The 25,705-nt window shown below is 38.0% G+C and carries 25 protein-coding genes and 1 pseudogene; 25 read left to right on the plus strand and 1 reads right to left on the minus strand.

Annotated features, from left to right (window positions below; all coding sequences use genetic code 11):
• Nucleotides 1-293: 293 nt before the first annotated feature.
• Nucleotides 294-1,127: a CPBP family intramembrane glutamic endopeptidase gene (locus AXF17_RS05640; RefSeq protein WP_237049009.1), complete on the minus strand. Its 834-nt coding sequence runs from the start codon at nt 1,125-1,127 to the stop codon at nt 294-296.
• Nucleotides 1,128-1,261: 134 nt separating this feature from the next.
• On the opposite strand from AXF17_RS05640, the pseudogene AXF17_RS09750 reads away from it, so the two are divergent.
• The 25 genes and pseudogenes from AXF17_RS09750 to AXF17_RS09525 form a co-directional block, all read left to right on the plus strand.
• Nucleotides 1,262-1,486, plus strand: a pseudogene (locus AXF17_RS09750) (hypothetical protein); the annotation flags it as partial.
• Entirely contained in the window at nt 1,472-1,894 is a 423-nt protein-coding gene (locus tag AXF17_RS05645; RefSeq protein ID WP_330398555.1) for a DUF421 domain-containing protein, read from the plus strand. The pseudogene AXF17_RS09750 and the gene AXF17_RS05645, both read left to right, overlap by 15 nt.
• Nucleotides 1,895-1,993: 99 nt before the next feature.
• Nucleotides 1,994-3,730 carry an ABC transporter ATP-binding protein/permease gene (locus tag AXF17_RS05650; RefSeq protein WP_330398556.1) on the plus strand — a complete coding sequence of 579 codons (1,737 nt, stop codon included), beginning with the start codon at nt 1,994-1,996 and terminating at the stop codon, nt 3,728-3,730.
• Nucleotides 3,727-5,430: an amino acid ABC transporter ATP-binding/permease protein gene (locus AXF17_RS05655; protein WP_094234182.1), complete on the plus strand. Its 1,704-nt coding sequence runs from the start codon at nt 3,727-3,729 to the stop codon at nt 5,428-5,430. Before AXF17_RS05650 ends, AXF17_RS05655 begins: the two co-directional genes overlap by 4 nt.
• Before the next feature lie 55 nt (nt 5,431-5,485).
• Nucleotides 5,486-6,115: a class I SAM-dependent methyltransferase gene (locus AXF17_RS05660; protein ID WP_330398557.1), complete on the plus strand. Its 630-nt coding sequence runs from the start codon at nt 5,486-5,488 to the stop codon at nt 6,113-6,115.
• A 239-nt stretch (nt 6,116-6,354) separates the two neighbouring features.
• The gene (locus AXF17_RS05665; RefSeq protein WP_094234184.1) at nt 6,355-7,401 is read left to right on the plus strand and encodes a hypothetical protein; all 1,047 of its coding nucleotides are present in this window, start codon (nt 6,355-6,357) and stop codon (nt 7,399-7,401) included.
• Between the two features lie 136 nt (nt 7,402-7,537).
• A complete protein-coding gene (locus tag AXF17_RS05670; protein ID WP_094234185.1) occupies nt 7,538-8,599 on the plus strand; it encodes a hypothetical protein in 1,062 nt (353 codons plus the stop codon).
• A 42-nt stretch (nt 8,600-8,641) separates the two neighbouring features.
• Nucleotides 8,642-9,457 (plus strand): hypothetical protein, encoded by an 816-nt coding sequence (locus tag AXF17_RS05675; RefSeq protein ID WP_094234186.1) that lies wholly within the window; start codon nt 8,642-8,644, stop codon nt 9,455-9,457.
• A 214-nt stretch (nt 9,458-9,671) separates the two neighbouring features.
• On the plus strand, nt 9,672-10,514 hold the full coding sequence (locus AXF17_RS05680) for a YdcF family protein (protein ID WP_237049010.1): 843 nt from the start codon (nt 9,672-9,674) through the stop codon (nt 10,512-10,514).
• A gap of 148 nt (nt 10,515-10,662) precedes the next feature.
• Nucleotides 10,663-11,484, plus strand: coding sequence for a 4Fe-4S binding protein (locus AXF17_RS05685; protein ID WP_094234188.1), 822 nt, complete (start codon nt 10,663-10,665; stop codon nt 11,482-11,484).
• Between the two features lie 174 nt (nt 11,485-11,658).
• Nucleotides 11,659-12,330, plus strand: coding sequence for a response regulator transcription factor (locus AXF17_RS05690; protein ID WP_094234189.1), 672 nt, complete (start codon nt 11,659-11,661; stop codon nt 12,328-12,330).
• A gap of 7 nt (nt 12,331-12,337) precedes the next feature.
• Nucleotides 12,338-13,249 carry a sensor histidine kinase gene (locus tag AXF17_RS05695; RefSeq protein WP_094234745.1) on the plus strand — a complete coding sequence of 304 codons (912 nt, stop codon included), beginning with the start codon at nt 12,338-12,340 and terminating at the stop codon, nt 13,247-13,249.
• A 90-nt stretch (nt 13,250-13,339) separates the two neighbouring features.
• Nucleotides 13,340-14,095, plus strand: coding sequence for an ABC transporter ATP-binding protein (locus AXF17_RS05700; protein ID WP_094234190.1), 756 nt, complete (start codon nt 13,340-13,342; stop codon nt 14,093-14,095).
• Nucleotides 14,095-16,065, plus strand: a complete 1,971-nt coding sequence (locus tag AXF17_RS05705) for an FtsX-like permease family protein (RefSeq protein WP_094234191.1) — start codon at nt 14,095-14,097, stop codon at nt 16,063-16,065. The genes AXF17_RS05700 and AXF17_RS05705 overlap by 1 nt, the downstream gene beginning before the upstream one ends.
• A gap of 161 nt (nt 16,066-16,226) precedes the next feature.
• Nucleotides 16,227-17,525: a bifunctional folylpolyglutamate synthase/dihydrofolate synthase gene (locus AXF17_RS05710; RefSeq protein ID WP_094234192.1), complete on the plus strand. Its 1,299-nt coding sequence runs from the start codon at nt 16,227-16,229 to the stop codon at nt 17,523-17,525.
• Entirely contained in the window at nt 17,518-18,075 is a 558-nt protein-coding gene (folE, locus tag AXF17_RS05715; protein ID WP_094234193.1) for a GTP cyclohydrolase I FolE, read from the plus strand. The genes AXF17_RS05710 and folE overlap by 8 nt, the downstream gene beginning before the upstream one ends.
• Nucleotides 18,076-18,146: 71 nt before the next feature.
• Nucleotides 18,147-18,644, plus strand: coding sequence for an HD domain-containing protein (locus AXF17_RS05720; RefSeq protein ID WP_094234746.1), 498 nt, complete (start codon nt 18,147-18,149; stop codon nt 18,642-18,644).
• Nucleotides 18,645-18,700: 56 nt separating this feature from the next.
• Nucleotides 18,701-19,513 carry a dihydropteroate synthase gene (folP, locus tag AXF17_RS05725; RefSeq protein ID WP_094234747.1) on the plus strand — a complete coding sequence of 271 codons (813 nt, stop codon included), beginning with the start codon at nt 18,701-18,703 and terminating at the stop codon, nt 19,511-19,513.
• Between the two features lie 68 nt (nt 19,514-19,581).
• On the plus strand, nt 19,582-20,400 hold the full coding sequence (folK, locus tag AXF17_RS05730) for a 2-amino-4-hydroxy-6-hydroxymethyldihydropteridine diphosphokinase (RefSeq protein ID WP_094234194.1): 819 nt from the start codon (nt 19,582-19,584) through the stop codon (nt 20,398-20,400).
• Between the two features lie 164 nt (nt 20,401-20,564).
• Nucleotides 20,565-21,053, plus strand: coding sequence for an RNA polymerase sigma factor (locus tag AXF17_RS05735; protein ID WP_094234195.1), 489 nt, complete (start codon nt 20,565-20,567; stop codon nt 21,051-21,053).
• Nucleotides 21,050-21,775: a zf-HC2 domain-containing protein gene (locus tag AXF17_RS05740; protein WP_094234196.1), complete on the plus strand. Its 726-nt coding sequence runs from the start codon at nt 21,050-21,052 to the stop codon at nt 21,773-21,775. The genes AXF17_RS05735 and AXF17_RS05740 overlap by 4 nt, the downstream gene beginning before the upstream one ends.
• Nucleotides 21,776-21,925: 150 nt before the next feature.
• Complete coding sequence (locus tag AXF17_RS05745) at nt 21,926-22,903, plus strand: flavodoxin family protein (protein ID WP_094234197.1); 978 nt, start codon at nt 21,926-21,928, stop codon at nt 22,901-22,903.
• A gap of 207 nt (nt 22,904-23,110) precedes the next feature.
• The gene (locus tag AXF17_RS05750) at nt 23,111-24,667 is read left to right on the plus strand and encodes an ABC-F family ATP-binding cassette domain-containing protein (protein ID WP_094234198.1); all 1,557 of its coding nucleotides are present in this window, start codon (nt 23,111-23,113) and stop codon (nt 24,665-24,667) included.
• A gap of 101 nt (nt 24,668-24,768) precedes the next feature.
• Nucleotides 24,769-25,281: a ferritin gene (locus tag AXF17_RS05755; RefSeq protein ID WP_094234199.1), complete on the plus strand. Its 513-nt coding sequence runs from the start codon at nt 24,769-24,771 to the stop codon at nt 25,279-25,281.
• Nucleotides 25,282-25,444: 163 nt separating this feature from the next.
• Nucleotides 25,445-25,705, plus strand: a 261-nt coding sequence (locus AXF17_RS09525; RefSeq protein WP_237049011.1) for a putative sulfate exporter family transporter, incomplete at its 3' end; no start/stop codon positions are given.

Below are 25,705 nucleotides of genomic sequence, written 5' to 3' on the forward strand. Positions count from 1 at the left end.
AGGAATGTGGCCTTGAGGAGAAAAGATTGTTAAGCGTGGCAAACGCAAGGCAGGGATGGTACCGAATGGCTACTATTCGGGATATTAATTTCCTGCTCAATCCAACGATACTTGGCAAAAAGACAAAGAGCCGACCGGGATTGGTCGACCCTTTGGCGTATTATCTGAATTAACGCTTGATTCTATGTTGATGTAGCGCCGTATACGAGACCCGTACGTACGGTGCAACGGGAGGGTTGAGGGCTAACGCCCTCGCTCTACCCTATTGAATATGTTTATGTAAATGCTCTACTCTATATTGTTGTAGTTAACTGAACTCTATTTTTACTCTTGCGGTGTAGGTGATATAAGATGACGAGCATCGGAAGTATACATACGTACGCCATAACATTTAGAAGCATGTTATTGAAATCTGTATCTAATGATGGTGGTAAGGTTCCGCTCAAATTATTAACACCATGTGCGATTGCAACGTATACTAGTGATCTACACTTTTTCATGTAGTAAGTCAAGATAATACCAACAATTGCGGTATATACACCCTGAATGAAGCTGCCATGCCACACCCCGAACATAACTCCTGTAATGATGACTGGCAACCATGATATTCCCGTTACGTTCTCAAAGCTACTGAAGATAATTCCTCGGAAGAGAATTTCTTCGATTATCGGACCAATGACAACAATAGCAAGGAACAGCCATATATATGCTCCTTTCTCCATATCGTCATACAGTGTATCGAATCCTTTGATTTGTTTGGCGAGGAATGGAGAATAATCTGCAAGATAGTAGATCCCATTTAACCAAATGCTTGAGATTCCTCCTGCGCCTAATCCAATTATAATTGAGTATATCGCACCCTGCGGTTTAGAGATTATTACTTCGGGTTTCTTTTTAGTGAAAATAATGCGATAGAATATATAGAAGATAATTGACAGTATAAATGCAATGGATGCATCCATGAAGCTTGTACTAGAATTCACAAAATTATCGGTAACAGATAAAACTGTGAAAGCTTTCTGCATTATATTTACTATTATATCTGCAAAGACATCGTATACGAATAACAGCATAAATGGCAGTAATAAAAATAGTAATCTTTTTATAATGAATCTGTTAGTGCTCAAATTTGTCCCTCCAATCGTATGACATAAATAATAACATAAACTATTATTAGATAATAGTAATAGAGGAAATGTCGGTATATAATTAAAAAGATATAATCAAAGTAAAAAATTCTATAATTCGAAAGGGAGCTATTATGAATACCTTTGTATTAGTAGGATTTAAATTGTTAATAGGATTTATAGTGATGATTGTTATTATCAACATCACTGGCAAAGGGAATCTATCACCTTCTTCGGCGAGTGATTAGGTTCAAAACTATGTACTCGGCGGAATTATCGGAGGTGTAATCTATAATGAGAATATTAAAATACCTCAGTTTGTTGGTATTTTGTGCATCTGGTGCGTGCTTGTATTGGTATTAAGGTGGATTAAAAAGCATAATGTTAAGGCTAAGCAAATTCTCGATGGAAAGGCTCTTATCATTATTGAAGACGGAAAAATTAATATTAGTAACTGTAGACGAGTTGGTCTAAGTGCACACGACGTAGCTTTTAAGCTCAGAACAAACAAAATTTATTCTACAAATAAAGTAAAAAGAGCTGTTATTGAGCAAGATGGAGAGCTCATAATAGTCAACGATGGAGAGGAAAACCCGAAGTTCCCGTTGATAACAGATGGACAGTTGCAACCTGATATTTTGAAAGTTATCGGTAAGGATGAAGGATGGCTAATTCAGGAATTGAACAAACGCGGTATTAAGTCGCACAGAGAGGTATTCCTCGGTGAATATGAGGATCGCAAGTTATTTTTGACAACTTACAAGTAGAGTACAGTGGATCACGGATTATCATACATCATCCTGTGCTGTGCTTAAGGCATGCACTTGCTGGAGTAATTGAGAAGAGGAGAAAGAAACGTGATTAAGATGAGACTTATAAGGCTCTTGAAAGGGTCTGGAAAGTACATATTCTACCAGATTGTATGGCAGTGGCTTTCACTGCTTGCTCAGATTGTAATAGTATGGCAGGTAACTCAACTGATTGATACTGCATTGCAAAATAACATTACGAACAGCGATATTATCACGACTATCGGAACAGTTGCAGTTGGACTTATCATTAGATTTACCTGTGATCGACTATATTCTCGTGCGTGTTATTTGGCAAGTGCGGATGTAAAGAGAGTGCTTAGAGATCAGATATATAAGAAGGTGTTATGGTTAGGCCCATCATATCGCGAACAGATCAGGACTTCTGAAATCGTACAGATGACAGGTGAAGGCGTGGAGCAGCTAGAGACTTATTTCGGTAGGTATCTGAGCCAGTTTTTCTATGCACTTCTTGCTCCATTGACATTGTTCTTCGTTATTTCGAGGATTAGTTTAAAAACAGCAATCGTTTTACTCGTGGCTGTCCCACTTATCCCGATAGTAATTATGCTTGTTATGATGGTTGCTAAGAAAATTCTCGGTAATTACTTCGATATATATTACGGACTTGGTGATAGCTTCCTTGAGAAATTGCAGGGTATGACAACTCTGAAAATTTACAGGGCTGACCAGAGAGCGGTTGACCAAATAGATAGTGAATCAGAGCAGTTTCGCAAGATAACGATGAAGGTTCTGATGATGCAGCTTAACAGCACATCTATCATGGATATCATCGCCTATGGTGGTGCGGCTGCAGGAATCATCAGTGCATTAATCGAATTTTCTGACCGTAACATTAATGTTTCGGGAGTTTTAATGTGCATATTCCTGGCTGCAGAGTTCTTTCTTCCTATGCGCCTTCTTGGTAGCTTTTTCCATATCGGAATGAACGGTATGAAGGCAAGTGACAGAATCTTTACTTTTCTTGACCTTCCAGAGCAGAAGCGTGGCGATATGAAAATTACTGGAAATAAAATAGACATTAAACTTGATACAGTTTCATTTTCTTATGATGAGAACAGGGAAATCTTACATGAGGTGAGCATGGACATCGACTCAGGTTCACTCGTATCTATCGTAGGTGTTTCAGGCTCCGGAAAATCAACGATTGCAGACATCTTGCTTGGTAAGAACCACAACTATAAGGGAAGTATAAAGGTTAACGGTATCGAGCATAAGGAAATATCCAGTAAATCAATTATGGAGAACTTTACCATGATTGGTCATAGTAGCTGGATTTTCAAGGGTACGGTCCGTGATAATCTCCTAATGGGAAACCCTAAGGCAAACGAAGCAGATCTTCTAGAAGTTTTAGACAAGGTAAACCTAAAGGCGTTTCTCGAGGCTCAAAACGGACTAGATACTAGGGTTGAATCTAATGCTTCGAACTTCTCCGGAGGTCAGAAGCAGCGACTCGCCCTCGCAAGAGCACTGCTTCACGATACACCGGTTTACATATTTGACGAGGCAACCTCCAACATCGATGCTGAGAGCGAAGAAGTCATAATGGCAGCCATCCAGCAAATTGCAAAGGGAAAGACGGTTATTTTAATATCCCATAGACTTGCGAATGTTGTAAATAGCGATGCAATATACATGCTACGAGGCGGAGAAATCATTGAAAATGGAAGGCATGAGGAGCTCATGGTTAACAAAGGAACCTATGAAAACCTATTCTCTGAACAATCAGAACTTGAGAATTATTCTAAAGGAAGGGAGGTTGTATCAGCATGAACAAGGATAAGCGTAGATCTGATATAGAGATAATGCGTAGACTTATCGTTTTAGTAAAGCCGCTTACAGGCATTATGCTTACAGGTATCATCCTCGGTGTAGTTGGCTTCCTCTGTGCAATATTCCTCACGATTATGGGAGGAATCGGTGTGATAAAAGGACTATCTGCCTTCGGTGGGGATGTCATGTTTGGTGGCATTGCGCTGGATGATTCAATGACTTGGAGCCATATTTTTACAATTTTAGTCATCCTTGCTGTAGCAAGAGGTGTGCTTCACTACGGAGAACAATATTGTAATCACTATATAGCGTTTAGAATTCTAGCTATCATACGTCACAAAGTGTTCGAATGCCTTAGAAAATTGTGTCCGGCAAAACTAGAGGGGAAGAACAAGGGAGACCTTATCGCTATTATCACAGGTGATATCGAGTTATTGGAGGTATTCTTTGCTCACACTATATCTCCGATTGTAATTGCTTTCATAACATCGCTAATTATGGTCGTGTTTATAGGATATCAGAGTGCTGCCGCTGGGCTCATAGCGCTTGCAGGATACATTGTAGTTGGAGTTGTAATTCCTGTATGGAATGGTAAAAGGAGTGCCGGCGTGGGCATGAAGTTCCGTAATGGTGTCGGCGAACTAAACAACTTCGTACTAGATAGTATGTATGGTGTTGATGAAATTCTTCAGTATGGTCAGGGAGATGAACAGCTTCGGAAAATGAATGATAACTCTCGCTCACTTGCCGAGGATCAGAAGAATCTCAGTTCATACGAGGGTTCACAGCGTGCAGTTACCAATATAGTGATTCAGCTGTTCTCCTGGGGAATGCTATTTACAATGATATACCTCTATGTAGAGAGCGCTGTCACATTCTCTGAGATGCTCATTGCGACTCTTGCCATGATGAGTTCCTTTGGACCAGTTGTTGCACTATCATCGCTTTCTAACAGCTTGAATCAAACACTTGCCTGCGGAGAGAGAGTACTATCTCTACTCGAAGAAGTACCAGAAGTCGAAGAAGTAAGCGGAAAGGAACAGACTGTATTTACAGGAGCTAAAGTTGACGATATAACATTCTCGTACATAGATGAAGTTATTTTGAAGAATGTTTCTGTGGATGTTAAGAAGGGAAGGATGCTCGGAATACACGGTGCTAGTGGCTCCGGGAAATCAACACTTCTTAAGTTACTAATGAGATTCTGGGATGTTAGAAAGGGTGAGATACGCATATCTGAAAAAAATATCAAGGATATCAACACAGTAGATCTAAGGAATATGTCCTCGTATGTAACACAAGATACGATTCTTTTCCGTGATACCATTGCGAATAATATCAGGATTGCAAGAGAGGATGCAGATATAACTGAAATCGAGGAAGCTGCAAAAAAGGCGAGTATTCACGATTTCATAATGCGACTACCTTATGCTTACGAAACTAATGTAGGTGAACTCGGTGACACGCTTTCTGATGGAGAGAAGCAGAGAGTTGGACTCGCTAGAGCATTTCTCCACGATGCTGATCTGTTGCTGCTAGACGAACCGACTAGCAATCTAGATATATTGAACGAGGGAATCATTCTAAAGTCGTTAAAAAAAGAAAAGTCAGGAAAGACGATGGTGCTCGTATCACACAGGAAGTCGACACTGTCGCTTGCCGATAGAGTTTATGAAATGGATAACGGTAGATTGTCATAATTTAAAATTGCTATAAAATGAGTCTCGTCTGAAGGAGATTTGCGAGCTCTTATGAATTAATGAAGGAACTGTAAATATGTTTTGGGATAATGTAGCAGGCGTCTATGATATATTTGTCAAAGTTATCAATAGAAGGACGCACAATGAACTTAAGGGGATTGTCGGTAAATACATAGAGCCACATGACAAAGTACTCGAGTGTGCGGCTGGTACCGGTATGCTCAGTGCTGTTATAGCCGAAAGATGCGACATGCTTGTTGCAACTGATTTTGCACCAAAGATGATAAAACATGCCGAGAAAAATTGTTCAGCATATGATAACATCACTTTTGAACTCGCAGATATCATGGCACTCGAATATCCAGATAATAGCTTTGATAAGGTTGTTGCCGGAAACGTAATACATCTTCTTGATGAACCGCTAAAGGCACTTGCTGAGCTGAATCGTGTATGCAAGCCTGATGGAATGCTGATAATCCCAACGTATATGAATCGTGATAAGAGCAATAAAGAAAAATCATTTGCTAATGCAGTTGGTAAAGCAGGAGCTGATTTTAAGCGTCAATTCAACGTGGATAGCTATCTGGAGTTCTTTCAAGATGCTGGTTATAGCGAAGTAAATATAGAACTTGCTTATGGCAGGATTCCATGTGCAGTTGCTATGATGCGGAAGAAAATGAAGTAATATACAATTAATTGTACATTATTAATGCTTGCGACATGAATAGCGAGGAGCTCGGAATTGTCCAGTTCCTCACTTGGTTTTCTCAATGCATTTTTATTTACTGTAAGAAAAGAAGTATTGGGAGTCACAATATTTTAATTTATAATGAAAACAATAAAAATCCTATCAATCAGGTGCAGAGGTGGTTTATATACAGTTAAACTATCTATATAAGAAAGTTTTGCGGAGGAGAACAGGATATGAACAAAATAAACAGTTTAATATTAATGATAGTATTAATCATGGTATTATGCTCTGGTTGTGTCCTGCCTGACGGAGAGTCATTAACCACTGAGAGAGTAACGGAGATGGTTGAAGAGCGTTATGGTCAAGGTAAAGTTGAAGTCAAACAGCTTAATAAGAAGATATGGCAGATTTCGCCAACTGATTATCCCGATATAAAGTATACTATTAAACAGAAAATAGGTATTGGTAGTGTAGTACCGGTGCCCTCATATAAGAAAACTGACGACAGTATGAAACAGGTTGGGAAAATTGTAGTTCCTAAATTTTTTAATGAAGAGGAACGAAAGAAGTTAAGCTTTGCAGATGGAATTATTAAAGTTAAATGGAATGTAAAAAATGATGAAGAAGTTGCAAAACTATGTACTAAGCTAGAGTCGATGTGTGAGTATATGCACAAAAACTACAATCTAGTTGTGAAAGGTAAAAGCGTAAAAATATCTTTTCAAGATCAAGAGGCTCTTCATCACGTCGAAACTGATAGATATCAAAAAGAACCAGCTAAATGGGATAAAATTAGCAAGTCTAAAATTATTTCATATTTAGATGCGAAGTACGGAAGAGGAACATATACTTTTAAAAAATCGGATAATGAAATCTCTCACGATGGTGAAGTAGAGATTTATTTGAATGATTATCCGGATATGCCGTTTTATCTGGCAAAGAAAACCGCTGCAAGGCAAAGGGGTAAACTTACGGATACTTTGTATTACGATATGATTTCAAATGTTGCATTTAATTTCCCAAAAGATGACTATGATGAATCCAGTTATTTGGATATTACAGCTGAAGATACAGTTGAAGGAGAGCGTTTAAGCGGATTCTTAATTAGACGCTATTTTAAATGGAATGAAGAATCAGGGGTTATTTCTGATATGCAAGCTATTCGCAAGGCTTTGAGAAATCACATAAATCAGTATCCTATGATAAATTACACAGATTACCCGAAAAATAAGCACAAGATAAATCCGCCGATTCGTATGGATATAACTATAGATTTATAAGTGAAATATTGTTTATATATAGTGATAATATCTACACTATTACTAATAAAAATAACTGCATGTATGTAGTTTTTAATCACTATTATCAGATAGCTTTGTGAAAATGAACAGATACACTCGTTAAGGAGAGCAACATATGAAAAAAATAAATATACTGGCATTAATGTTAGTACTTATAACGGTATTTTGCTCCGGCTGTATTCTGCCTGACGGAGACCCCTTAACCACTGAGAGTGTAAGAGAGATGGTTGAAAAGCGTTATGGTCAAGGCAAAGTTGAAGTTAAGCAGCTTGATAAGAAAACATGGCGTATTACACCTAAGGATTATCCGGATATCAAATATACAATTAAACAGAAAATCGGTCATGGCGGTGTAATTCCTGTTCCTGCATACACGCATACTGATGATCGTATGAAACAGGTTGGTAGAATCGTAGTTCCGAAGTTCTTCAGTGCAGAAGAGCGAAAAAAGTTGTGTTTTTCAGGTGGAATAATTAAAATTAGTTTCAATGTAAAAAGTGATGATGAAGTTGCAGCACTGTGCACTAAACTAGAGGCCATGTGCGCATACATGCATGACAATTATGGAGCCGTTGTGAAAGATGAATATGTGATGACTTATTTTCAAGAGACTCCACTACGGTTAAAAAATGATCGATATCAGAAAAAGCCTGTAAAATGGGATAAGCTTAGCAAGACTAAAATTACTTCATATCTGGATACTAAGTATGGCAATGGAACGTATACTTTCAAAAGAGCTGACAAGTATAGTTGGAGATCGTTTGATGATATCTCACATGAGGGTGAAGTCGAAGTATACTTGAATGATTATCCAGATATGCCATTTTACTTGTCAAAGAAAATCAATGCGAGTCAAAGTGGCAAGCTAACTGACACATTATATAACGATATGGTTGCCAATGTAGCGTTTAATTTTCCTAAAGAAGATTATGAGTACTCAAGCAATATAAAAGTATCAGCACAAGAAAAGATTGACGGTTTGCGGTATAACGGAGTTATGCTTGATTGCTGCTTCAAATGGGGTGATGAGACAGGTGCTATTGAGAACATGCAAGTGATTCGAAAGGCTCTAAGGAACTATCTGAATCAGTATCCGATGGTTAATTATTCAGATTATCCAAAGAATCAGCATGAAGTGGAACCGCCGATTTGCATGGAAATATCGGTACAATTTTAATTAATTAGCAAAGCTATATAAAGGTATATAAGGAGGAAATATATGGGTTTTGACATTAGCTATCATCCAATAAGCAGATCGCAGATGGAGGAGTGGTACTTTACACCACTAAAGGCTCTTAGAGATGGAGACGAGAGCGTTATTAATAGGTTTGTAGAAGCGCAAGGTGAGGAGTTCTTTCATGAGAAGTATTTTGAACATATGAAATACTTTGCAACATTTGATGAAAGAGAACCATCGGAAAAAGGTCTTTTGTACGGTCTACCTATAATCGGGGGCTTCTTCCGTGATTATCAGTATGTACGTGGAGCGGCTTTTTCGTTTGTCATAGAAAGATATCCTGAGATGGATAGATACCGTACACCTTGGTCTGAGGTACTTCCATCATGGATTCCAGCACCTAATAATGATTTGATAGAGGAGAACTACTCTGCAGGTATATTTATAGATCCTGAACACGTTAAGGACCTTTTGCAAGATATTGATAGTGATGAAGCTGTTCGCAATATTCTTGTAGAATCGTTTGGGGCGGATAACCTCGGAGTATTCCAGTTTGCTTTGCAAGATGCGGCAAATTCAGATAGTGGTCTTATCGAGGCAACCGAAGTAATGGAAGTTCAGCCATTTGACTTAAATAATTCGACTTGCTATTCGGATATACGCTTCTGTGATCCTCGTGGAGCACTTATTTACCGTGAGGTAGCGCTTGCTCAGGTTAGAGAAGCGACAGGCATGAGCGATGAGGAAATAGCTGAAAATGTCGTGTATCAGAAGTCTAATCACGAAATACCGAAAGATAGTGTTACAAAACCAGAGAAGAAGAAAGGGATACTATCGAAAATATTTGGAAAGAAATAATTTCGATAATAAGGGAGATTTGGGATTGATGTACGTATTAACTATAATATCTATATCCGCATTTGTATTTTCGCTTCTTAGGGATCGTAGGAGTTTGTGGAATCCTGCACTTTTAATTTCTAGCTTAATATTTAGCTATATTTCAATTGCGAAGATTTTATATGATCTAGGGCTAAGTTCGGCTAGTTACATATTCGGAGGCATAACGATTATCATGATAATTCTTGTAATACTGCTAAGTGCTGTGTTCCTAGTTTATAATGGGTTCATTTTACTTAGGAGAGAGGGATTATCTAAGACAAACGTACTATCTCTTGTCATGGGTATTATGATAATTATGTTTATCATGCTTATGTATGTAAGATTTACGGCCAATAGCAAACTTTTTTATGAAAGTATTTTGGTAAACATTTCTTTCATATTTATTATTTACTCGTACTTGCTGTTCGGTTGTGCGTTTATGGGATTTTTATTATATTCAATCCTTTATCTGGCAATTCCCAAGCAAAAGCATTATGACTTTATAATTATTCATGGTGCTGGATTAAAAGAGGGAAAATATGTCACTCCTTTATTGAAATTGCGTATCGATAAGGCGGTAGAAGCATTTAAGAAGTTAAAAAATCCAAATATTAAGATTATAGTAAGTGGCGGACAAGGTTTAGATGAGGAAATTTCTGAAGCACAAGCTATGGCCAATTATATTCTTAAGGAGACAGATGTTCCGAGTGATAAAATTATTCTGGAGGATAAATCGACCACCACATATGAAAACTTGATTTTTTCAAAAGAATATGGAGAAAGCATTGTGGAAAAACCGAAGTTCCTATTCGTTACGAATAATTATCATGTATATCGTACAGGTGCATATGCCAAGAAGATTGGCATGGATGGAGATGGGCTTGGATGTCAAACCGCAAGATACTACATCCCGTCTGCTTTTATCAGAGAGTTTATCGCGCTCTGTGTAGAGATTAAGTGGGTATTTGTAGCGTTTTATTCATTATTAATGGTAGCACTCCTAGTATCGTATGGACATCTACTATTTGGCTTATAGTTAATAAATTTATAATAGTGTGAAGCTGGCTTTACAATTTAGGGAATGAATATAGGTAATAAAAGGGTTATCATAGCTATCTACCTCCACTGTTCTTAATTTAATTTACAATTTAGGGAATGAATATAGGTAATAAAAGGGGATATAGATGAAAAAATACTGGATGCCAGTTATGTTGCTAGCAATATTTGAAGCTGTAGCGATAACGCTATGGCTTAGTAAAGATAATCTGTTCTATCTCTTCAACTTCAGCTATATAGGTCTATCAATTTGTATAGGGCAACTGCTGTTTATCTGCAAGTACGAGCATGCTAGACGAATTGTGCAGCTTCTTATCGGACTCTATATGCTAATTTATCTAGGCATTATAAGTAACGAGAACATGCAAATAGAGGGCTTCTGGTACTACTTGTTTACCGGAGCATTTGAGGCAGCTACTATTCACTATGCTGTTGCAAAGATATTTGGTCCGATAATATTTGGTAGAGGTTGGTGTGGATACGCGTGTTGGACGGCAATGGTGCTAGACTTTTTACCGTACAAGGTAGCACAATCCCCTCGTAAGAAGATGGGCTGGATAAGGTATATAGCTTTTGTTATTGCATTCATATTTGTTGCGGCTCTTTTCTTAGCAAAAGTTGGGAATATTGAGCGAATAATGTTCTGTGCATTCATAGTTGGTAACATCATATATTATGCTGTTGGAATAGTGATGGCATTTGCTTTTAAGGATAATCGTGCATTCTGTAAATATGTCTGTCCGATTACAGTATTTATGAAACCGATGAGCTACTATTCACTGGTACGTATCAAATGTGATACTGATAAGTGCATTTCTTGTGGTAAATGTAAAAAGGTGTGCCCGATGGATGTCGATATGACAGATAATGCAAGAAGTAGGGGAAATGGTACAGAATGCATACTTTGCATGGAATGTGTAAAGGTGTGTCCAGTCGATGCGCTTAAATAGATTTGACTTTTGTAATGATTGGTAATATCGAATGGAATAGTCCTTCTAATAATTGCGTTGATAGGACTATTTTTTGTACAGATTTATAACCTTTTTTATGATAAATTGTAGTGTATGGAATAGTTGTTATTAAAAATTATGATTGTTAAAAGTCAGAAGTTTTAGGAGATAAGAATGCTAAAAATTTTAATTATTGAGGACGATAAATCGATAGATTCTATTCTTAGTGATGAACTTAATCAATGGGGATATCAAACGAAAAGCATCGAAGACTTTAGCACTGTATATGAGACTTTTGAAAAATTTGAACCCAATCTTGTCCTTATGGATATTAGTTTACCATATTACAATGGATTCTATTGGACGCAAAGGATTCGTCAAAAGTCAAATGTTCCTATAGTTTTCATTTCATCACATTCTGAATCTATGGATATGGTGCAAGCAATACAATTTGGAGCAGATGATTATATTACAAAGCCTATTGATATAACAGTAACTATAGCCAAGATACAGGCGATTTTGAGAAGGACATATGACTATACTTTAGATAGTGACAAGCTTGCATATGGGGAATTGACATTAAATTTGTCTTCAGCAAAACTTGAGGGAGAAGAATTTTCTCTTTCACTGACAAGAACAGAGCTATTGATACTTGATATTTTATTTAATATGAAAGGACAAATTGCCAAGAGAGAGGATATTATAAACCATTGTTGGCAAGGGGATGATTTTATAGATGATAATACGTTAGCTGTTAATATGACAAGGCTTAGAAAGAAACTGGCTGGCGTAGGGTTAGATGAATTTATTCAAACAAAGAAGGGTATTGGTTATTATCTACAGTGAGGTTCATATGAATAAGTTTATAAATTATATTAAAAGTGAATATAAAGTAATTATTTCCGCAATATATTCGATAATAGTGTTCAGCGCTATTTTTTTATTTGCTAATTTAGAAAAAGAGTATCTAGTGTTAGGTATAGAAGGGATTTCATTTGGCGTATTCTTATATCTATTCATTCAGTGGTTCAATTATTATAAAAAAGAGGGATATAGAGAAATAGCAGAACAATTAAAATTAGAAAATAAACAATTGCAAAGTCAAGCCTTGAATGACAGAAGAAATCTTGAGGAGTATTTCCTCTTGTGGGTGCATCAAATTAAGACTCCTATTACGGTGGCAAACCTAATTTTGCAAAAGGATAGCTCGTTATATAACAAGAAGCTTAAAGCGCAAATGTTTTATATTGAAGAATATACTAATATGGCAATCAATTATTTAAAGCTAATTGATAGACAGGCGGATATGGATATAACGTTCATTAATCTTGATAAAATCATAAAGAACTTGCTCAAGAAGTATTCCATGATGTTTATAGAAAAAGGAATTTCTTTGGAATATGAACCAATATACGTAGAAGTTATATCCGATGCGAAATGGTTGTCAGTTCTTATTGAACAGATTCTTTCTAATGCAATTAAATATACGGAATCTGGTACTATTAAAATCTCATATGAGGAAAAGACCAATACTATGAGCATTCAAGATACAGGTATTGGGATTCGGTCAGAAGATTTAGGAAAGATTTTTGACAGAGGTTATTCAGGCTTCAATGGAAGAATAAACGAGAAATCAAGTGGTCTTGGATTGTATCTTGTTAAATCTATTGCAGATTTGATAAATGTTAAAGTAAAAGTTGAATCGACGATAAACGTTGGAAGCAAATTTATAGTACAATTTCCTTTCAATCTTTCAGAACTGTAAGTTTAGGAATAGAGATTGTCATATTAAATAAATGCAGGAATATATGTGTATTAGTAAAATTATGACATAAAGAAAAGGAGTGATGAAGATATGGCAATCTTAGAATTAAAAAATGTAAAGCGATTATATCAAACTAGAAAGATTACGACAGAAGCCCTAAAGGGTGTTAATTTTTCCGTAGAGAAAGGTGAATTTATTTCAATAATGGGCGAATCAGGTGCCGGAAAGACAACTTTATTAAACATAATAGCTACACTCGACAAAGCTACTTCTGGTACGGTTGTTCTAAATGACCAAGACACAAACTCGTTAAAGGACAACGAAGTTTCGGAATTCCGTAGAAAAGAGCTTGGTTTCGTTTTTCAGGATTTTAACCTGCTTGATCAATTTAACAACCGTGACAATATATACCTACCACTTGTTCTTTCAGATGAAAAAGAGGCTATAATGAGGTCAAGGTTAAGTAATTTAAAGGAGCCGCTTGGTATAGAGGATTTGTTGGAAAAATACCCGTATGAAGTATCAGGTGGGCAGAAGCAAAGAGTAGCTGTTGCAAGGGCTATAATTACCGAGCCATCTCTGCTTCTTGCGGATGAACCTACAGGTGCGCTTGATTCACAGTCTTCTGAAACGTTACTAAAGATGTTCCGCACTATTAATCAGAATGGGCAGACAATCATTATGGTTACACACTCTTTAAGGGCGGCATCATATGCAAACAGAGTGTTGTTTATTAAAGACGGAGTCGTTTATCACGAAATATACCGTGGGGAAAATGAGAGGCAAGAAGAATTCATGGAGCGTATTAATCAAGCTCAATTTATGTTGAATAGAGGTGATAAATAATGACATTTTCAATGGCTGGAAAGTTTGCTTTTCAAAATTTGAAGGCAAATAGATTGTTGGAAGTTCCATTTGTTTTGTCAGCAGGTATTATGTTGATTCTATTTAATATAATGGCGAGTTTAATCAATAATAATTATGTTCGGACGAGACATGATTCTCTTCCTACCGTTATAGCAATGGGAGCAATAGTAGTAGGTATATTTACTTTTATATTCGTAACATATACGACAAACTTTTTGCTAAAAAAAAGAAATAAAGAGTTTGCTTTATACGCAATACTCGGTTTAGAAAAGAAACATATTCGTAAAATAATCAGCATCGAGTTTTTTGTATTGTTTTCTATGATAGCATTTGTTGGTATTGTTGGTGGGTATATTTTTGGACAGCTCACTTTTTTAGGGCTTAACCGTCTAATGCATGATGTTTCAGGCAGACTCATGGACTTTCCCTTTAGTAGTATTGCAATGCTTTTAAGCTTGGCAATAATAGCCGTGCTATATATGATTACTGTGCTTCGTAGCAGTTATAGAATTTATCTGTCAACACCAATTCAATTGCTTAGTAAGCAACACAGTGGAGAGGGTGAGCCTAAATCCAGATGGATAATTTCGGTTATAGGACTAATAACATTATCAGCAGGTTATTATATTGCATTGACAACAAAGGGTTCATTGTCTTCATTATTTAACTTTTTTATCGCCGCTATCCTGGTTATGATTGCAACTTACCTACTTTATGTATCGTTCTCGATCATTGTTTTGAAGAGGCAGAAAAAGAGAAAGAGCTACTTTAAACCTACAAAATTCTTGGGTATCAGTGGTCTTATATATCGTATGAAGAGTAATGCGGTGTCTCTTGCCAGCATATCAATTATGAGTGTCGGTATTATTATTACCTTATCAGTTACTGCAACAATATACTCAAACATACAGTCTACAGCACAAAATATTCTTCCAAGAGATTATCAGATTAATAGTAAAGTGTCTGTAGATGAGAACAATTATAAAGAAGTTGCAAAGTCGCTTAAAGAGGAAGTTAATAAAACTGTAGAACATGAAAAACAAATTAAAGATGAATATATATCCTACAATATGACAACAGCAATTGTTAAAAAAGGAAATTCCTTTGTAGAATATACTCCTTATAAGAATATTAAGCCAAAATACGTTTTTGTAAATGACTTGGATGGGTATAATGCCCAAACTCACAATAATATTGGACTAAATGATGATGAAATACTTATTTGCGCCAATCAGAAACAACTTCTTGGTATGAAGAATCTTAAAATAGGAGATCGCACATTTAAAGTCAAAGAAATTCCTAATATAGCTCCTTCAAATTATGCAGCTGAAGTATATGTTATTATAGTAAGGGATTTCTCCACTATGAAATATATAAGCAGTTCATTGAAAACAACAAATGTAAACACGCAAAAAAGCGAAAACTCAATCATTAACTGTAATGTTAATTGGAATGTTTCAGGACTTTCGAAAAAAGTATATAAAGATGAATTAAGTAAGCTTAAGGAAGGAAAAGATTATTTTGTTTTATCTAAATCGGAATATTTAGATAAAATATATGAAATGGATGGGGGATTCCTTTTCCTTGGTATCATAATAGGGTTAGTTTTCTTAACTGGAACTATTCTAGTTATATACTATAAACAAATTAGTGAGGGTTACGAAGATAGGGAAAAATATCAGATAATGAAAAAAATCGGTTTGTCCGATGAACTAATTAAGAAAACAAGTTCATCGCAAATAGTATGGATGTTTTTTGCCCCGCTCATCGTCGCAGTTATTCATAGTACAATTGCATCGAAGATAGTTTATCAATTACTGGGATTGTTTGGTGTTAACAGTTTTATACAATATGGTAAATTCTTTGGTATAGTAATTGCAGTGTTCTTTGTAGTCTACTTTATTATTTTTAAGTTTACATCACGTACGTATTATAAGATTGTGCAATAGAGTTGGTTTTTATTATTGAGATAAGGGATAAACATTTGAAATATAGCAGTACTTATGAGCCCCAAATATAATGGGGCTTTTTCATTGTTGAAATATCTCTTGATACTAAACTCTTGCTGAATTAAAATATATACGTGTTTAGAACGATTTAGGAGCAATAAATGAATTACAAGGAGTCAAGAGTATATCTGGACGAACTATCCAGATACGGAAGTGTACTTGGCCTGGACAGTATGCGAGAGCTACTCCACAGACTGGGTGATCCACAAGACGAGTTAAAATTTATTCATGTCGCTGGCACCAATGGCAAAGGATCAATTCTCTCGTATCTATCTAGTATCTTAATTCAGGCAGGATATACCACGGGGTGCTATTTCTCTCCGTGGCTTTTTGAATACGGAGAACAGTTTCAGGTAAATGGCGTTCATATCGCAGATGATGAGCTTGCACATCATACGACAGTGATCGCTGAAGCGATTAGTGGAATGGAAGCGGGTGGGCTAAAATCACCGACGCAATTTGAAGTAGAAACGGCGCTAGCTATTGCGTATTTCAAGAGCAGAGGATGCGACTTCGTAGTACTAGAGACCGGTCTGGGCGGGAGAGAAGATGCGACGAATGTCGTAAGTACAACTCTGGTTGAGGTTATAACGCCTATTTCGAAGGACCATATGGCTTTTCTAGGAGAAACTATAAAGGAGATTGCCGGTGAGAAAGCTGGCATAATCAAGCCTGATACCATAGTGGTAAGTGCTAAGCAGCATGAGGATGCTGAAGAAGTACTAGCTTCAAAGTGCGATGAGCTCGGATGTGATTTCAGAGTGGTAGATGAAGCTGTTATTGAGCCGTTATCATATGGAATCGGAGAGCAGCGTTTTAACTATGGCTCATGGGATGACATAACCATATCGCTTGCAGGAACTCATCAGTTTAGCAATGCCTCGTTGGCTGTACTGACGGTAGAAGCACTTAGAGACAAGGGCTACAGCATACCTGATAGGGCTGTTTACAAGGGTCTAAGAGCTGCAAGGTGGGTAGGCAGATTCACGAAGCTCGCCAAGGCGCCGACTGTAATTATCGATGGTGCTCACAACGAGGGTGCGGCAATTGTACTTGAATCGTCAATCCGTCAGTATTTTGGAGATAAAAAGGTAATATTGGTAATCGGTGTATTTAAGGATAAAGAGTACGATAAGATGCTCTTGCACTTGGTCCCTTTATCAAAGCAGGTTATAACGGTTGAGACTCCAAATAACGATAGAGCTATGCCATCACAAGAGTTAAAAGAAAAAGTTCTCGCTTACTTGGAGCATGTCGAGGCTGCGGATAGTATTTGCCAGGGCATGGAGAAAGCGTATGAATATGCTAATAAAGACGATGTGATTCTCGTATGTGGGTCACTATCGTTCCTAGGGGACGTAAAAAGGATTGTTGAAAGAAGGGGTACAAATCATGGATAGAGAAAAAATCATGGAAGGGGTAAAGCTCATACTCGAAGGAATCGGAGAGGATGTAGAGAGAGAGGGATTGCTCGAAACCCCTGAGCGTGTTGCAAAGATGTATGAAGAACTAGCTGGTGGATATACCGACTCGGCAAGCACACACCTGGCGAAGCGCTTTGATGTTGAGAACAACGACATAGTTCTTGAGAAGGACATCGAGTTCTATTCGCTATGCGAGCACCATATGCTGCCATTCTATGGCCGTGTTGCAATCGCATATATACCTGACGACGAGGTAATCGGTCTCAGCAAGATGGCGAGGACAGTTGAGGTTTTTGCCAAGAGATTACAGCTTCAGGAGAGGATGACAGTTCAGATTGCGGATGCTTTTATGGAAGAGCTAAGTCCTAAGGGCGTGATGGTATTAATCGAGGCTGAACACATGTGCATGACTATGCGCGGTATCAAAAAACCGGGCACCAAGACAGTTACGGTTATGGCGCGTGGTAGCTTCGAGAATGACGAATGCTTACAGAACACATTTTTCAGAATGTTAGAGCATAGGTAGTAGAGTAGATGACATATTCTGTAAAAAGTATGATTACAAGTAGCGATACAGTCCCGCACTCTGAAGAGGGTATGAGTAGACTTGAGGCGATATACCATAGTGAGCGCTGGCTTAAGTGCATGGAAGAAATTGAGTCTGCTGAAGTGGATAGAGTCTACTGCAAGCATGATTACGTTCATCTGATGGATGTCGCTCGCATAGCGTATATATTTTCGCTTGAAGAGGCTTTAGGTATACCTAAGGATGTCATCTATGCTGCAGCCCTGCTTCATGATATAGGACGAAGTCTAGAGTATACTGATGTCATTCCTCATGACGAAGCAGGCGCTAATATCGCAGAGGAAATTTTGAAGAAGTCATCATATAGCGAAGAGGAGAGAGAAGCGATAATTACTGCGATTCGTGGCCATAGAGGACATCCTGAATCTGATGAGACTAGTAGCTTTAAAGGCAGGCTATCCTATGTCATAAAACGTGCGGATAAGGAGTCACGTCTATGCTTAAGCTGTGATGCACGTGATACATGCAAGTGGCCTGATAATAAGAAGAATATGAACATCAAGTATTAATGGGGTTCATTAGAATTAAGTCCACGATAATTATGTGGAAAGGAAAAAGAAATAAAATGCTAATTGGTAATAAAAACTTTGATCTAAAAAACGACTGTTACATCATGGGAATTCTTAACTTCACTCCCGATTCCTTTTCTGATGGAGGCAAATGGAACGACATGGACAGCGCGCTGCGCCACGTTGAAGAGATGATTGAAGAGGGTGCTGCAATTATTGATATCGGCGGTGAGTCAACTAGACCTGGACACATTCAGATTACGGAGCAGGAAGAGATTGAGAGAATTGTGCCTGTAATTAGAGCGGTAAAAGAGCGCTTCGATATTCCCGTTTCTATCGACAGCTACAAGGGCTCCGTCGTTGAGGCGGCTCTTGAATGTGGAGCAGATATGGTCAATGATGTATGGGGCTTCAAGTACGATGAAAAGGTTGCAGAAGCAACAGCAAAGTACGATGTTCCAGTTTGCCTCATGCATAATAGAAACAATGCTGACTACACTGATTTTGTTAAAGAATGGCTTGATGATATGCGTGTATGCATCGATATTGCTAAGGCGCACGGCGTTAGTATGGACAAGATTGTGATGGATCCTGGGTTCGGCTTCGGTAAGAAGCCAGAGCACAATCTTATGGCCATGCATCACTTAGATAAAATGAAGGAACTAGAGCTGCCAGTTCTACTTGGAACTTCTAGAAAGTCTACTTTAGGTCTAATTCTAGACTTACCAGTAGACCAGAGGATTGAAGCAACAATAGCAACAACAGCTTATGGAGTCGCTCAAGGGGCATCAATAATCAGAGTGCACGATGTAAAAGAGAATTATCGCGCGATGAAGACCATGCAGGCAATTCTCAAAGAGCATATCTAAGAGAATCATGAAATGCTACATACTAGCTAATAACTTACATAACTTGAACGTACACGAGGAGACGAAAAATGTACGATGAGATTAAAATAACTGACCTTGAAGTCTTTGCAAATCATGGGGTTTTCCCAGAAGAGAATACCTTAGGGCAGAAGTTTGTATTTACGATAAAATTATATACGGATACTAGACGCGCAGGTAAGACAGATGAGCTCGAGGACTCGATTAACTATGGTGATGTTGCATCTTTCATCACAAAGTTCACCAAAAGTCATACTGTAAAGCTTTTAGAGGCGGCTGCTGAGCAAATTGCTGAGGCAATGCTGCTTCAATATGAGATGGTGAAGGGCGTATCTGTTGAGATAAAGAAGCCATGGGCACCAATCGGACTTCCTCTTAGAGAGGCTTCTGTCAAGATTGAGCGCTTCTGGCACAATGCTTATATAGCTATCGGATCAAATATGGGTGACAAACAGGCATACCTTGACTTTGGAGTTAAGAGTATAGGAGAAATTGATGGGTGCAAGGTTAACAAAGTATCTGAATATATTAAAACAGAGCCTTATGGTGGTGTTGAGCAGGATGATTTCTTAAATGGAGCGCTAATAGTTGATACGCTATTATCTCCTAAGGAGCTCCTTGGCGAGCTACAGCGAATTGAATTTGAGGCACATCGTGAAAGGAGGGTGCGCTGGGGTCCAAGGACACTAGATCTTGATATTATCATGTATGATGACTATATTGTGGAGGATGAGAGTCTCATAATTCCTCATATCGAGATGCACAAGAGGGACTTTGTGCTAGAACCTCTAGCAGAAATCTCACCTTATCTCCGCCATCCTGCACTTAACAAAACAGTCATGCAGCTGCTTGAAGAGCTTAAAGGATAAATCATAAAAGCTAAACTGATTAATTATTTTACATATTTTAAGAAAGTCGGTGTTATACACATGGACTTTCTTTTTTTCAATATGTTTATAATATAAGAGAGTTTTTGTAACGTTTTAGATAAAGCAGAGTCATATATATAGAAACGCAAATACTAAAGGAGGGCATGATGGATTTAGACCAACTATATCGTGAATATTTCACATTGGTTTATAGATACATTTTCTCTATGTGTAAAGACTCTTTGCTCGCCGAAGAGATTACACAGGAGACGTTCTTTAGGGCGCTCAAAAAACTTGATTCATTCCGCGGAGAATCGAGTGCCAGGGTGTGGCTTTGCCAAATTGCTAAAAATATTTATTTCTCTTATCTCAATAAGAATAACCGCCTCTGCGAGTTAAAATGCGATGAATCAGATAACCTTGTGGATGAAAGTGTTGAGAGCGTTATCCTAGACAAGGAACAGTCAGAGGAATTAAGAGCCGCAATCCATGCTTTAGAGGAACCATATAAAGAAGTTTTTATGCTTAGGGTTTACGCCGACTTATCATTTAGTGACATAGGGTCGCTGTTTGATAAATCTGATGGATGGGCGCGCGTTACTTACCACAGAAGTCGTTTAAAGATAATGGATAGTTTGGAGGTTTTAAAATGAAGATAAGCTGCGACGTGATTAGAGACTTACTGCCTTTATATATCGACGATATCCTGTCTAACGACAGTAAGAATCTGGTTGATGAACATATAGAAGAATGTGAAAGCTGTAATGATGAGTTTAGAAAACTATCAGGAGACGAAATACATAGCTGTGCAGTCAATCTAAATGAAAATAAAAGTATCTATGATTCCCTTAATAAAATACGTAAGAGAATCAGTTTAAAGATACAGCTAACAGTCTTGACTTCGGTCATATTTACTTCGATAGTTGCGGTCTTTGCTTGGGATTACTACGATAACCATAGGATATACGTCCCATACAAAGAGGCGAAAATAGAGTGGGTAAAAGATAGTATGAAAACCTACGAAAAGTATCGAGACGTTGATCGTGTTATCTCATCTGACGGAAAAACACTAATTCTAGTTTTGAATCGTACACATAGAACTAATAACGATAGCATTTATTCCGACCAAGTAATTTGGAAAGGACCAAATAGGGAGTATTCGTATGAAGATGAGAAGGGAGAAGAAAAGTTAGCTGATATAGAGGAAGTTTATTATATGTCATCAGATGCATGGGAGAGGTATAAGGAAAGAGAGGTTCTTATTTACAACATACCACAAGATGAATTTAATCTTGAAAGATATAAAAGGGAGTTTAATGTAGTTAAGCGTAAATCGAAGCTGATATGGACTAAAAGTAATGGGTTTATAGGCTAGCAGTTCATAACATAACAGTTATGATACGTATGTGTATATATCAATTATACAAATGAATCCCCCTATTGTAATATCTAGTTGTAAGCAGCGTTTTGTTTTTAACAAGTGCTTATTAATGGATCATTAAAGGTAAATATTGGGGGATTGAGTATGAAAATTTTAGGAATTTCTTTAGGAACAAAGAACGGTAATAATGACACTATGTGCCGCGTTGCACTTGAACAGGCAAAGGAGATGGGTTGTGATATAGAGTTTATCCATCTGTTTGACTGGAACATTAAGCCATGTACTGGATGTGTCGCTTGTTCTAGAGCTCTCGTAATGGGTAAGGGTATGTTCTGTTCGCAAAAGGACGATTTTACAGCCCTGTATGAAAAAATGACTGAATCAGATGGAATCCTTGTTGTAGACCCAATCTTTGAGTCAGGCGGTACTGGAATGTTTCATAACCTAATGGATAGAATGGGACCTGGTCATGATACTGGTCTAATGCTCGGATGTCAGGCAAAGATGCTGGAACAGGGTAAGGAGCTTCTACCTATGAAGTATTTCAAGCAGAGGGCGATTTCATTTCTCGGAATTGGCGGATCTGACTGGGCCGTGCGTACGGAGACTGATCACGCGATGCTCGCTATGAGCCCTGGCTGGAAGGTTGTAGATAACGATTACTTCTCTTGGTCAAAGGATGTTCTAATGCAGGATGACAAAGTTGCTCGCGTGAAGGAAATCGGCAAGAATCTAGTTGAAGCCGCAAAGGATATCGCAGAGAGAAATCTTATGATTATGGATCCAGAAAACGATAAGCTTGACTATTTCAAGGGACACAAGGGTGCATGTCCTCACTGCCATGGTAACAACTTCTATATTCATCCAGATACTAACGAAGCTGAGTGCGAGCTTTGTGGACTTAAGGGTGAGCTCGTTATGGTTGATGGAGCATTAAGACTTAAGTTCGATCCAACAACTCTGCATCAAGCTCACGATATTCTATCTGGAAAAGCTTTACATGGTCAGGATATCTTTGAGAACGAAGGCAGACTCATGAATCTATTTAAGGATGAAACTTTCAAGGCGCGCAAAGCATACTACACAGCTGTATGTGAGCCAACTCCATCACCTTCAAAGTAATCACAGATATAGGCGATACGCTAAGTAATATCGCTAAGTAATATAACTAACACAATATTCTGGTAAGGGTACTTTTGTGTACCCTTATTACTTTGCATAAACTTATATGTTTCAATGTATTACAATTGAGCAGTGATAGTGTATAATCTAAAGACATGAATTTTGATAATAAATATATATTTACATATACAGGAGTGAGAGAAATTAATGAGTATTTTAACTGTATCAAATGTTTCACATGGATTCGGTGATAGAGCGATTCTCGAAGATGTTTCATTTAGACTTTTGCCAGGAGAGCATGTCGGATTAATCGGCGCTAATGGTGAGGGAAAGTCTACTTTTATGAATATAATCACAGGCAGTCTTCAGCCAGATGAAGGCAAGATTGAGTGGTCTAAGAATGTACGTGTTGGATACCTTGATCAATATTCTGTGCTCAAGAAAGGTATGACAATTGAAAATGTTCTAGCTAGTGCTTTTAACTATCTATATGATATGGAAGCACGTATTACCGAACTGTATATGGCGATGGCTGATGTTGATGAAGAAACTATGAATTCGTATATGGAGGAAGCAGGTACACTTCAGGAGCTGCTGACCGCACATGATTTCTATATGATTGATGCCAAGGTGAGTGAGGTTGCGTGTGCACTTGGACTTACTGACCTCGGACTAGACCGCGATGTGTCAGAGCTTTCAGGCGGGCAGCGTACAAAGGTTCTTCTTGGCAAACTTTTGCTCGAAAAGCCAGAGATTTTACTTCTTGATGAGCCGACCAACTACCTCGACGAAGAACATATCTCTTGGCTGACGAGATACCTGCAGGAGTACGAGAATGCATTTATCCTAATCTCTCACGAGATTCCATTCCTAAATAGCGTTATCAATACGATTTATCACATGTATGAAAAGCAGCTTAATAGATATGTCGGCGACTACGATCATTTCCTTGAAGTATTTGAGATGCATAAGGCTCAGAGAGAGGCTGCGTATAACAGGCAGCAGCAGGAGATTGCAGAACTTCAGGATTTCGTAAATAGAAATAAAGCCAGAGTTGCCACCAGAAATATGGCGATGTCACGTAAGAAAAAGCTTGATAAAATGGAGCTTATTGAGAAAATTGTCGAAAAGCCTAAGCCAGAGTTTCACTTTGAGTATTTCAAGGCGCCAGGAAAGTTTATATTCATGACTAAAGATTTAGTTATCGGATATGATGAGCCTTTATCCTCTCCGCTTAATATCACTCTCGAAAGAGGTAGCAGAGTGGTTCTCACAGGTGCGAATGGTATTGGTAAAACGACGCTCCTTAAGAGTCTCCTCGGGCTTATCAATCCGCTTTCTGGAACTTCAGAAAAGGGTTTTGGTCTTGAGATCGGCTATTTCGCGCAGGAAGACGGAACTGATAATGACAACACCTGCATTGAGGCTATATGGAAAGAATTTCCTTCATATACACAAGCGGAAGTGCGTGCGGCTCTCGCAAAATGCGGTCTGATGACGAAGCACATCGAGAGCAAGGTTAAAGTGCTGTCAGGAGGAGAGCAGGCAAAGGTTAGACTTTGCAAAATTTTAAATAGGCCTTCTAACTTGCTAGTGCTCGACGAGCCGACGAATCATCTGGATGTAGATGCTAAGGATGAGTTACAACGAGCGCTTAACGAATACCAGGGCAGTATCCTGATGGTGTGTCACGATCCATTCTTCTATGAAGACGTAGCTACAGAAGTGTGGGACTGTACAGAGTGGACTACGAAAGTATTTTAATAGATGTGCAAATGTGTTATACACAATTGAATTGCAATAGTATGCTATAACGAGTATAATGAATAAATAATTAAGAGATATAATTATTAGGAGGGGTTATTATGTTAGATAAAAAAGTTGCAGAACTAATTAATAAGCAGGTGAATCGCGAGTTTTACTCAGGATATCTATATCTTGATTTTGCAAATTACTACAATGAAGTTGGACTTGATGGATTTGCTCATTACTTCGATATCCAGGCACAAGAGGAGAGAGATCATGCTATGCTCATGAGAACGTACCTCTTCAACAATGGAGAAAAGGTTACTTTCACAGAGATTGCAAAGCCTGACATGGAGTGCAAGGAAATCGAGGATGCTCTTAGATATAGTCTTAAGCATGAGCAATATGTTACTAGCCTAATCAACAAGATTTATAAAGCTGCTAGCGATGTTGACGACTATCGTACAATGCAGTGCTTCGACTGGTTTGTAAAAGAACAGGGAGAAGAAGAGAAGTCTGCTGATGATCTGCTTAAGAAGTTTGAGCTATACGGCAGAGATCCTAAAGGCCTATATGCGCTCAACCAGGAACTTCTTGGAAGAACTTATGCAGCGCCTACACTAACACTATAGGAATATATACTATGCTTTATCGGTGCAGGGACATTTCCTTGCACCTTTTTATTTATCTAGAATACATTGATAGATAATATGAGGACAGATTATACTCACTAAGTGTATTTGTGGTATATTATTATTAAGTTTTAGTTTACAAATAGCTTTCAAGGAGAGTTATATGAATTCATTTAGAACCAAAATGCCGGGGGTGATTGTATGCTTTGTGATTGCAGTACCAGCCTGGTTAATTGGTAAGCTTATTCCGGTTATTGGGGGACCGGTTTTTTCAATTCTGTTCGGTATGGTAATAACAGTATTTTGGACAGAAAAGGGAGTATTCGCTAAAGGGATTAAGTTTACCTCTAAGTATATCTTGCAGACAGCTGTAGTACTACTAGGGGTTGGACTTAACCTCGGTGTAATACTTGAGACCGGAGTT

Origin of the sequence: Mogibacterium pumilum, assembly GCF_002243385.1 — a bacterium.
Taxonomy (GTDB): Bacteria; Bacillota; Clostridia; order Peptostreptococcales; family Anaerovoracaceae; genus Mogibacterium; species Mogibacterium pumilum.

Bases quoted from the DNA above. Each gene is read 5' to 3' on its own strand.
- AXF17_RS05650 (WP_330398556.1), top strand. From the start codon at position 1,994: ATGAGACTTATAAGGCTCTTGAAAGGGTCTGGAAAGTACATATTCTAC.
- AXF17_RS05655 (WP_094234182.1), top strand. From the start codon at position 3,727: ATGAACAAGGATAAGCGTAGATCTGATATAGAGATAATGCGTAGACTT.
- AXF17_RS05665 (WP_094234184.1), top strand. From the start codon at position 6,355: ATGAACAAAATAAACAGTTTAATATTAATGATAGTATTAATCATGGTA.
- AXF17_RS05670 (WP_094234185.1), top strand. From the start codon at position 7,538: ATGAAAAAAATAAATATACTGGCATTAATGTTAGTACTTATAACGGTA.
- AXF17_RS05675 (WP_094234186.1), top strand. From the start codon at position 8,642: ATGGGTTTTGACATTAGCTATCATCCAATAAGCAGATCGCAGATGGAG.
- AXF17_RS05680 (WP_237049010.1), top strand. From the start codon at position 9,672: ATGATAATTCTTGTAATACTGCTAAGTGCTGTGTTCCTAGTTTATAAT.
- AXF17_RS05685 (WP_094234188.1), top strand. From the start codon at position 10,663: ATGAAAAAATACTGGATGCCAGTTATGTTGCTAGCAATATTTGAAGCT.
- AXF17_RS05690 (WP_094234189.1), top strand. From the start codon at position 11,659: ATGCTAAAAATTTTAATTATTGAGGACGATAAATCGATAGATTCTATT.
- AXF17_RS05695 (WP_094234745.1), top strand. From the start codon at position 12,338: ATGAATAAGTTTATAAATTATATTAAAAGTGAATATAAAGTAATTATT.
- AXF17_RS05700 (WP_094234190.1), top strand. From the start codon at position 13,340: ATGGCAATCTTAGAATTAAAAAATGTAAAGCGATTATATCAAACTAGA.
- AXF17_RS05705 (WP_094234191.1), top strand. From the start codon at position 14,095: ATGACATTTTCAATGGCTGGAAAGTTTGCTTTTCAAAATTTGAAGGCA.
- AXF17_RS05710 (WP_094234192.1), top strand. From the start codon at position 16,227: ATGAATTACAAGGAGTCAAGAGTATATCTGGACGAACTATCCAGATAC.
- folE (WP_094234193.1), top strand. From the start codon at position 17,518: ATGGATAGAGAAAAAATCATGGAAGGGGTAAAGCTCATACTCGAAGGA.
- AXF17_RS05720 (WP_094234746.1), top strand. From the start codon at position 18,147: ATGAGTAGACTTGAGGCGATATACCATAGTGAGCGCTGGCTTAAGTGC.
- folP (WP_094234747.1), top strand. From the start codon at position 18,701: ATGCTAATTGGTAATAAAAACTTTGATCTAAAAAACGACTGTTACATC.
- folK (WP_094234194.1), top strand. From the start codon at position 19,582: ATGTACGATGAGATTAAAATAACTGACCTTGAAGTCTTTGCAAATCAT.
- AXF17_RS05735 (WP_094234195.1), top strand. From the start codon at position 20,565: ATGATGGATTTAGACCAACTATATCGTGAATATTTCACATTGGTTTAT.
- AXF17_RS05740 (WP_094234196.1), top strand. From the start codon at position 21,050: ATGAAGATAAGCTGCGACGTGATTAGAGACTTACTGCCTTTATATATC.
- AXF17_RS05745 (WP_094234197.1), top strand. From the start codon at position 21,926: ATGAAAATTTTAGGAATTTCTTTAGGAACAAAGAACGGTAATAATGAC.
- AXF17_RS05750 (WP_094234198.1), top strand. From the start codon at position 23,111: ATGAGTATTTTAACTGTATCAAATGTTTCACATGGATTCGGTGATAGA.
- AXF17_RS05755 (WP_094234199.1), top strand. From the start codon at position 24,769: ATGTTAGATAAAAAAGTTGCAGAACTAATTAATAAGCAGGTGAATCGC.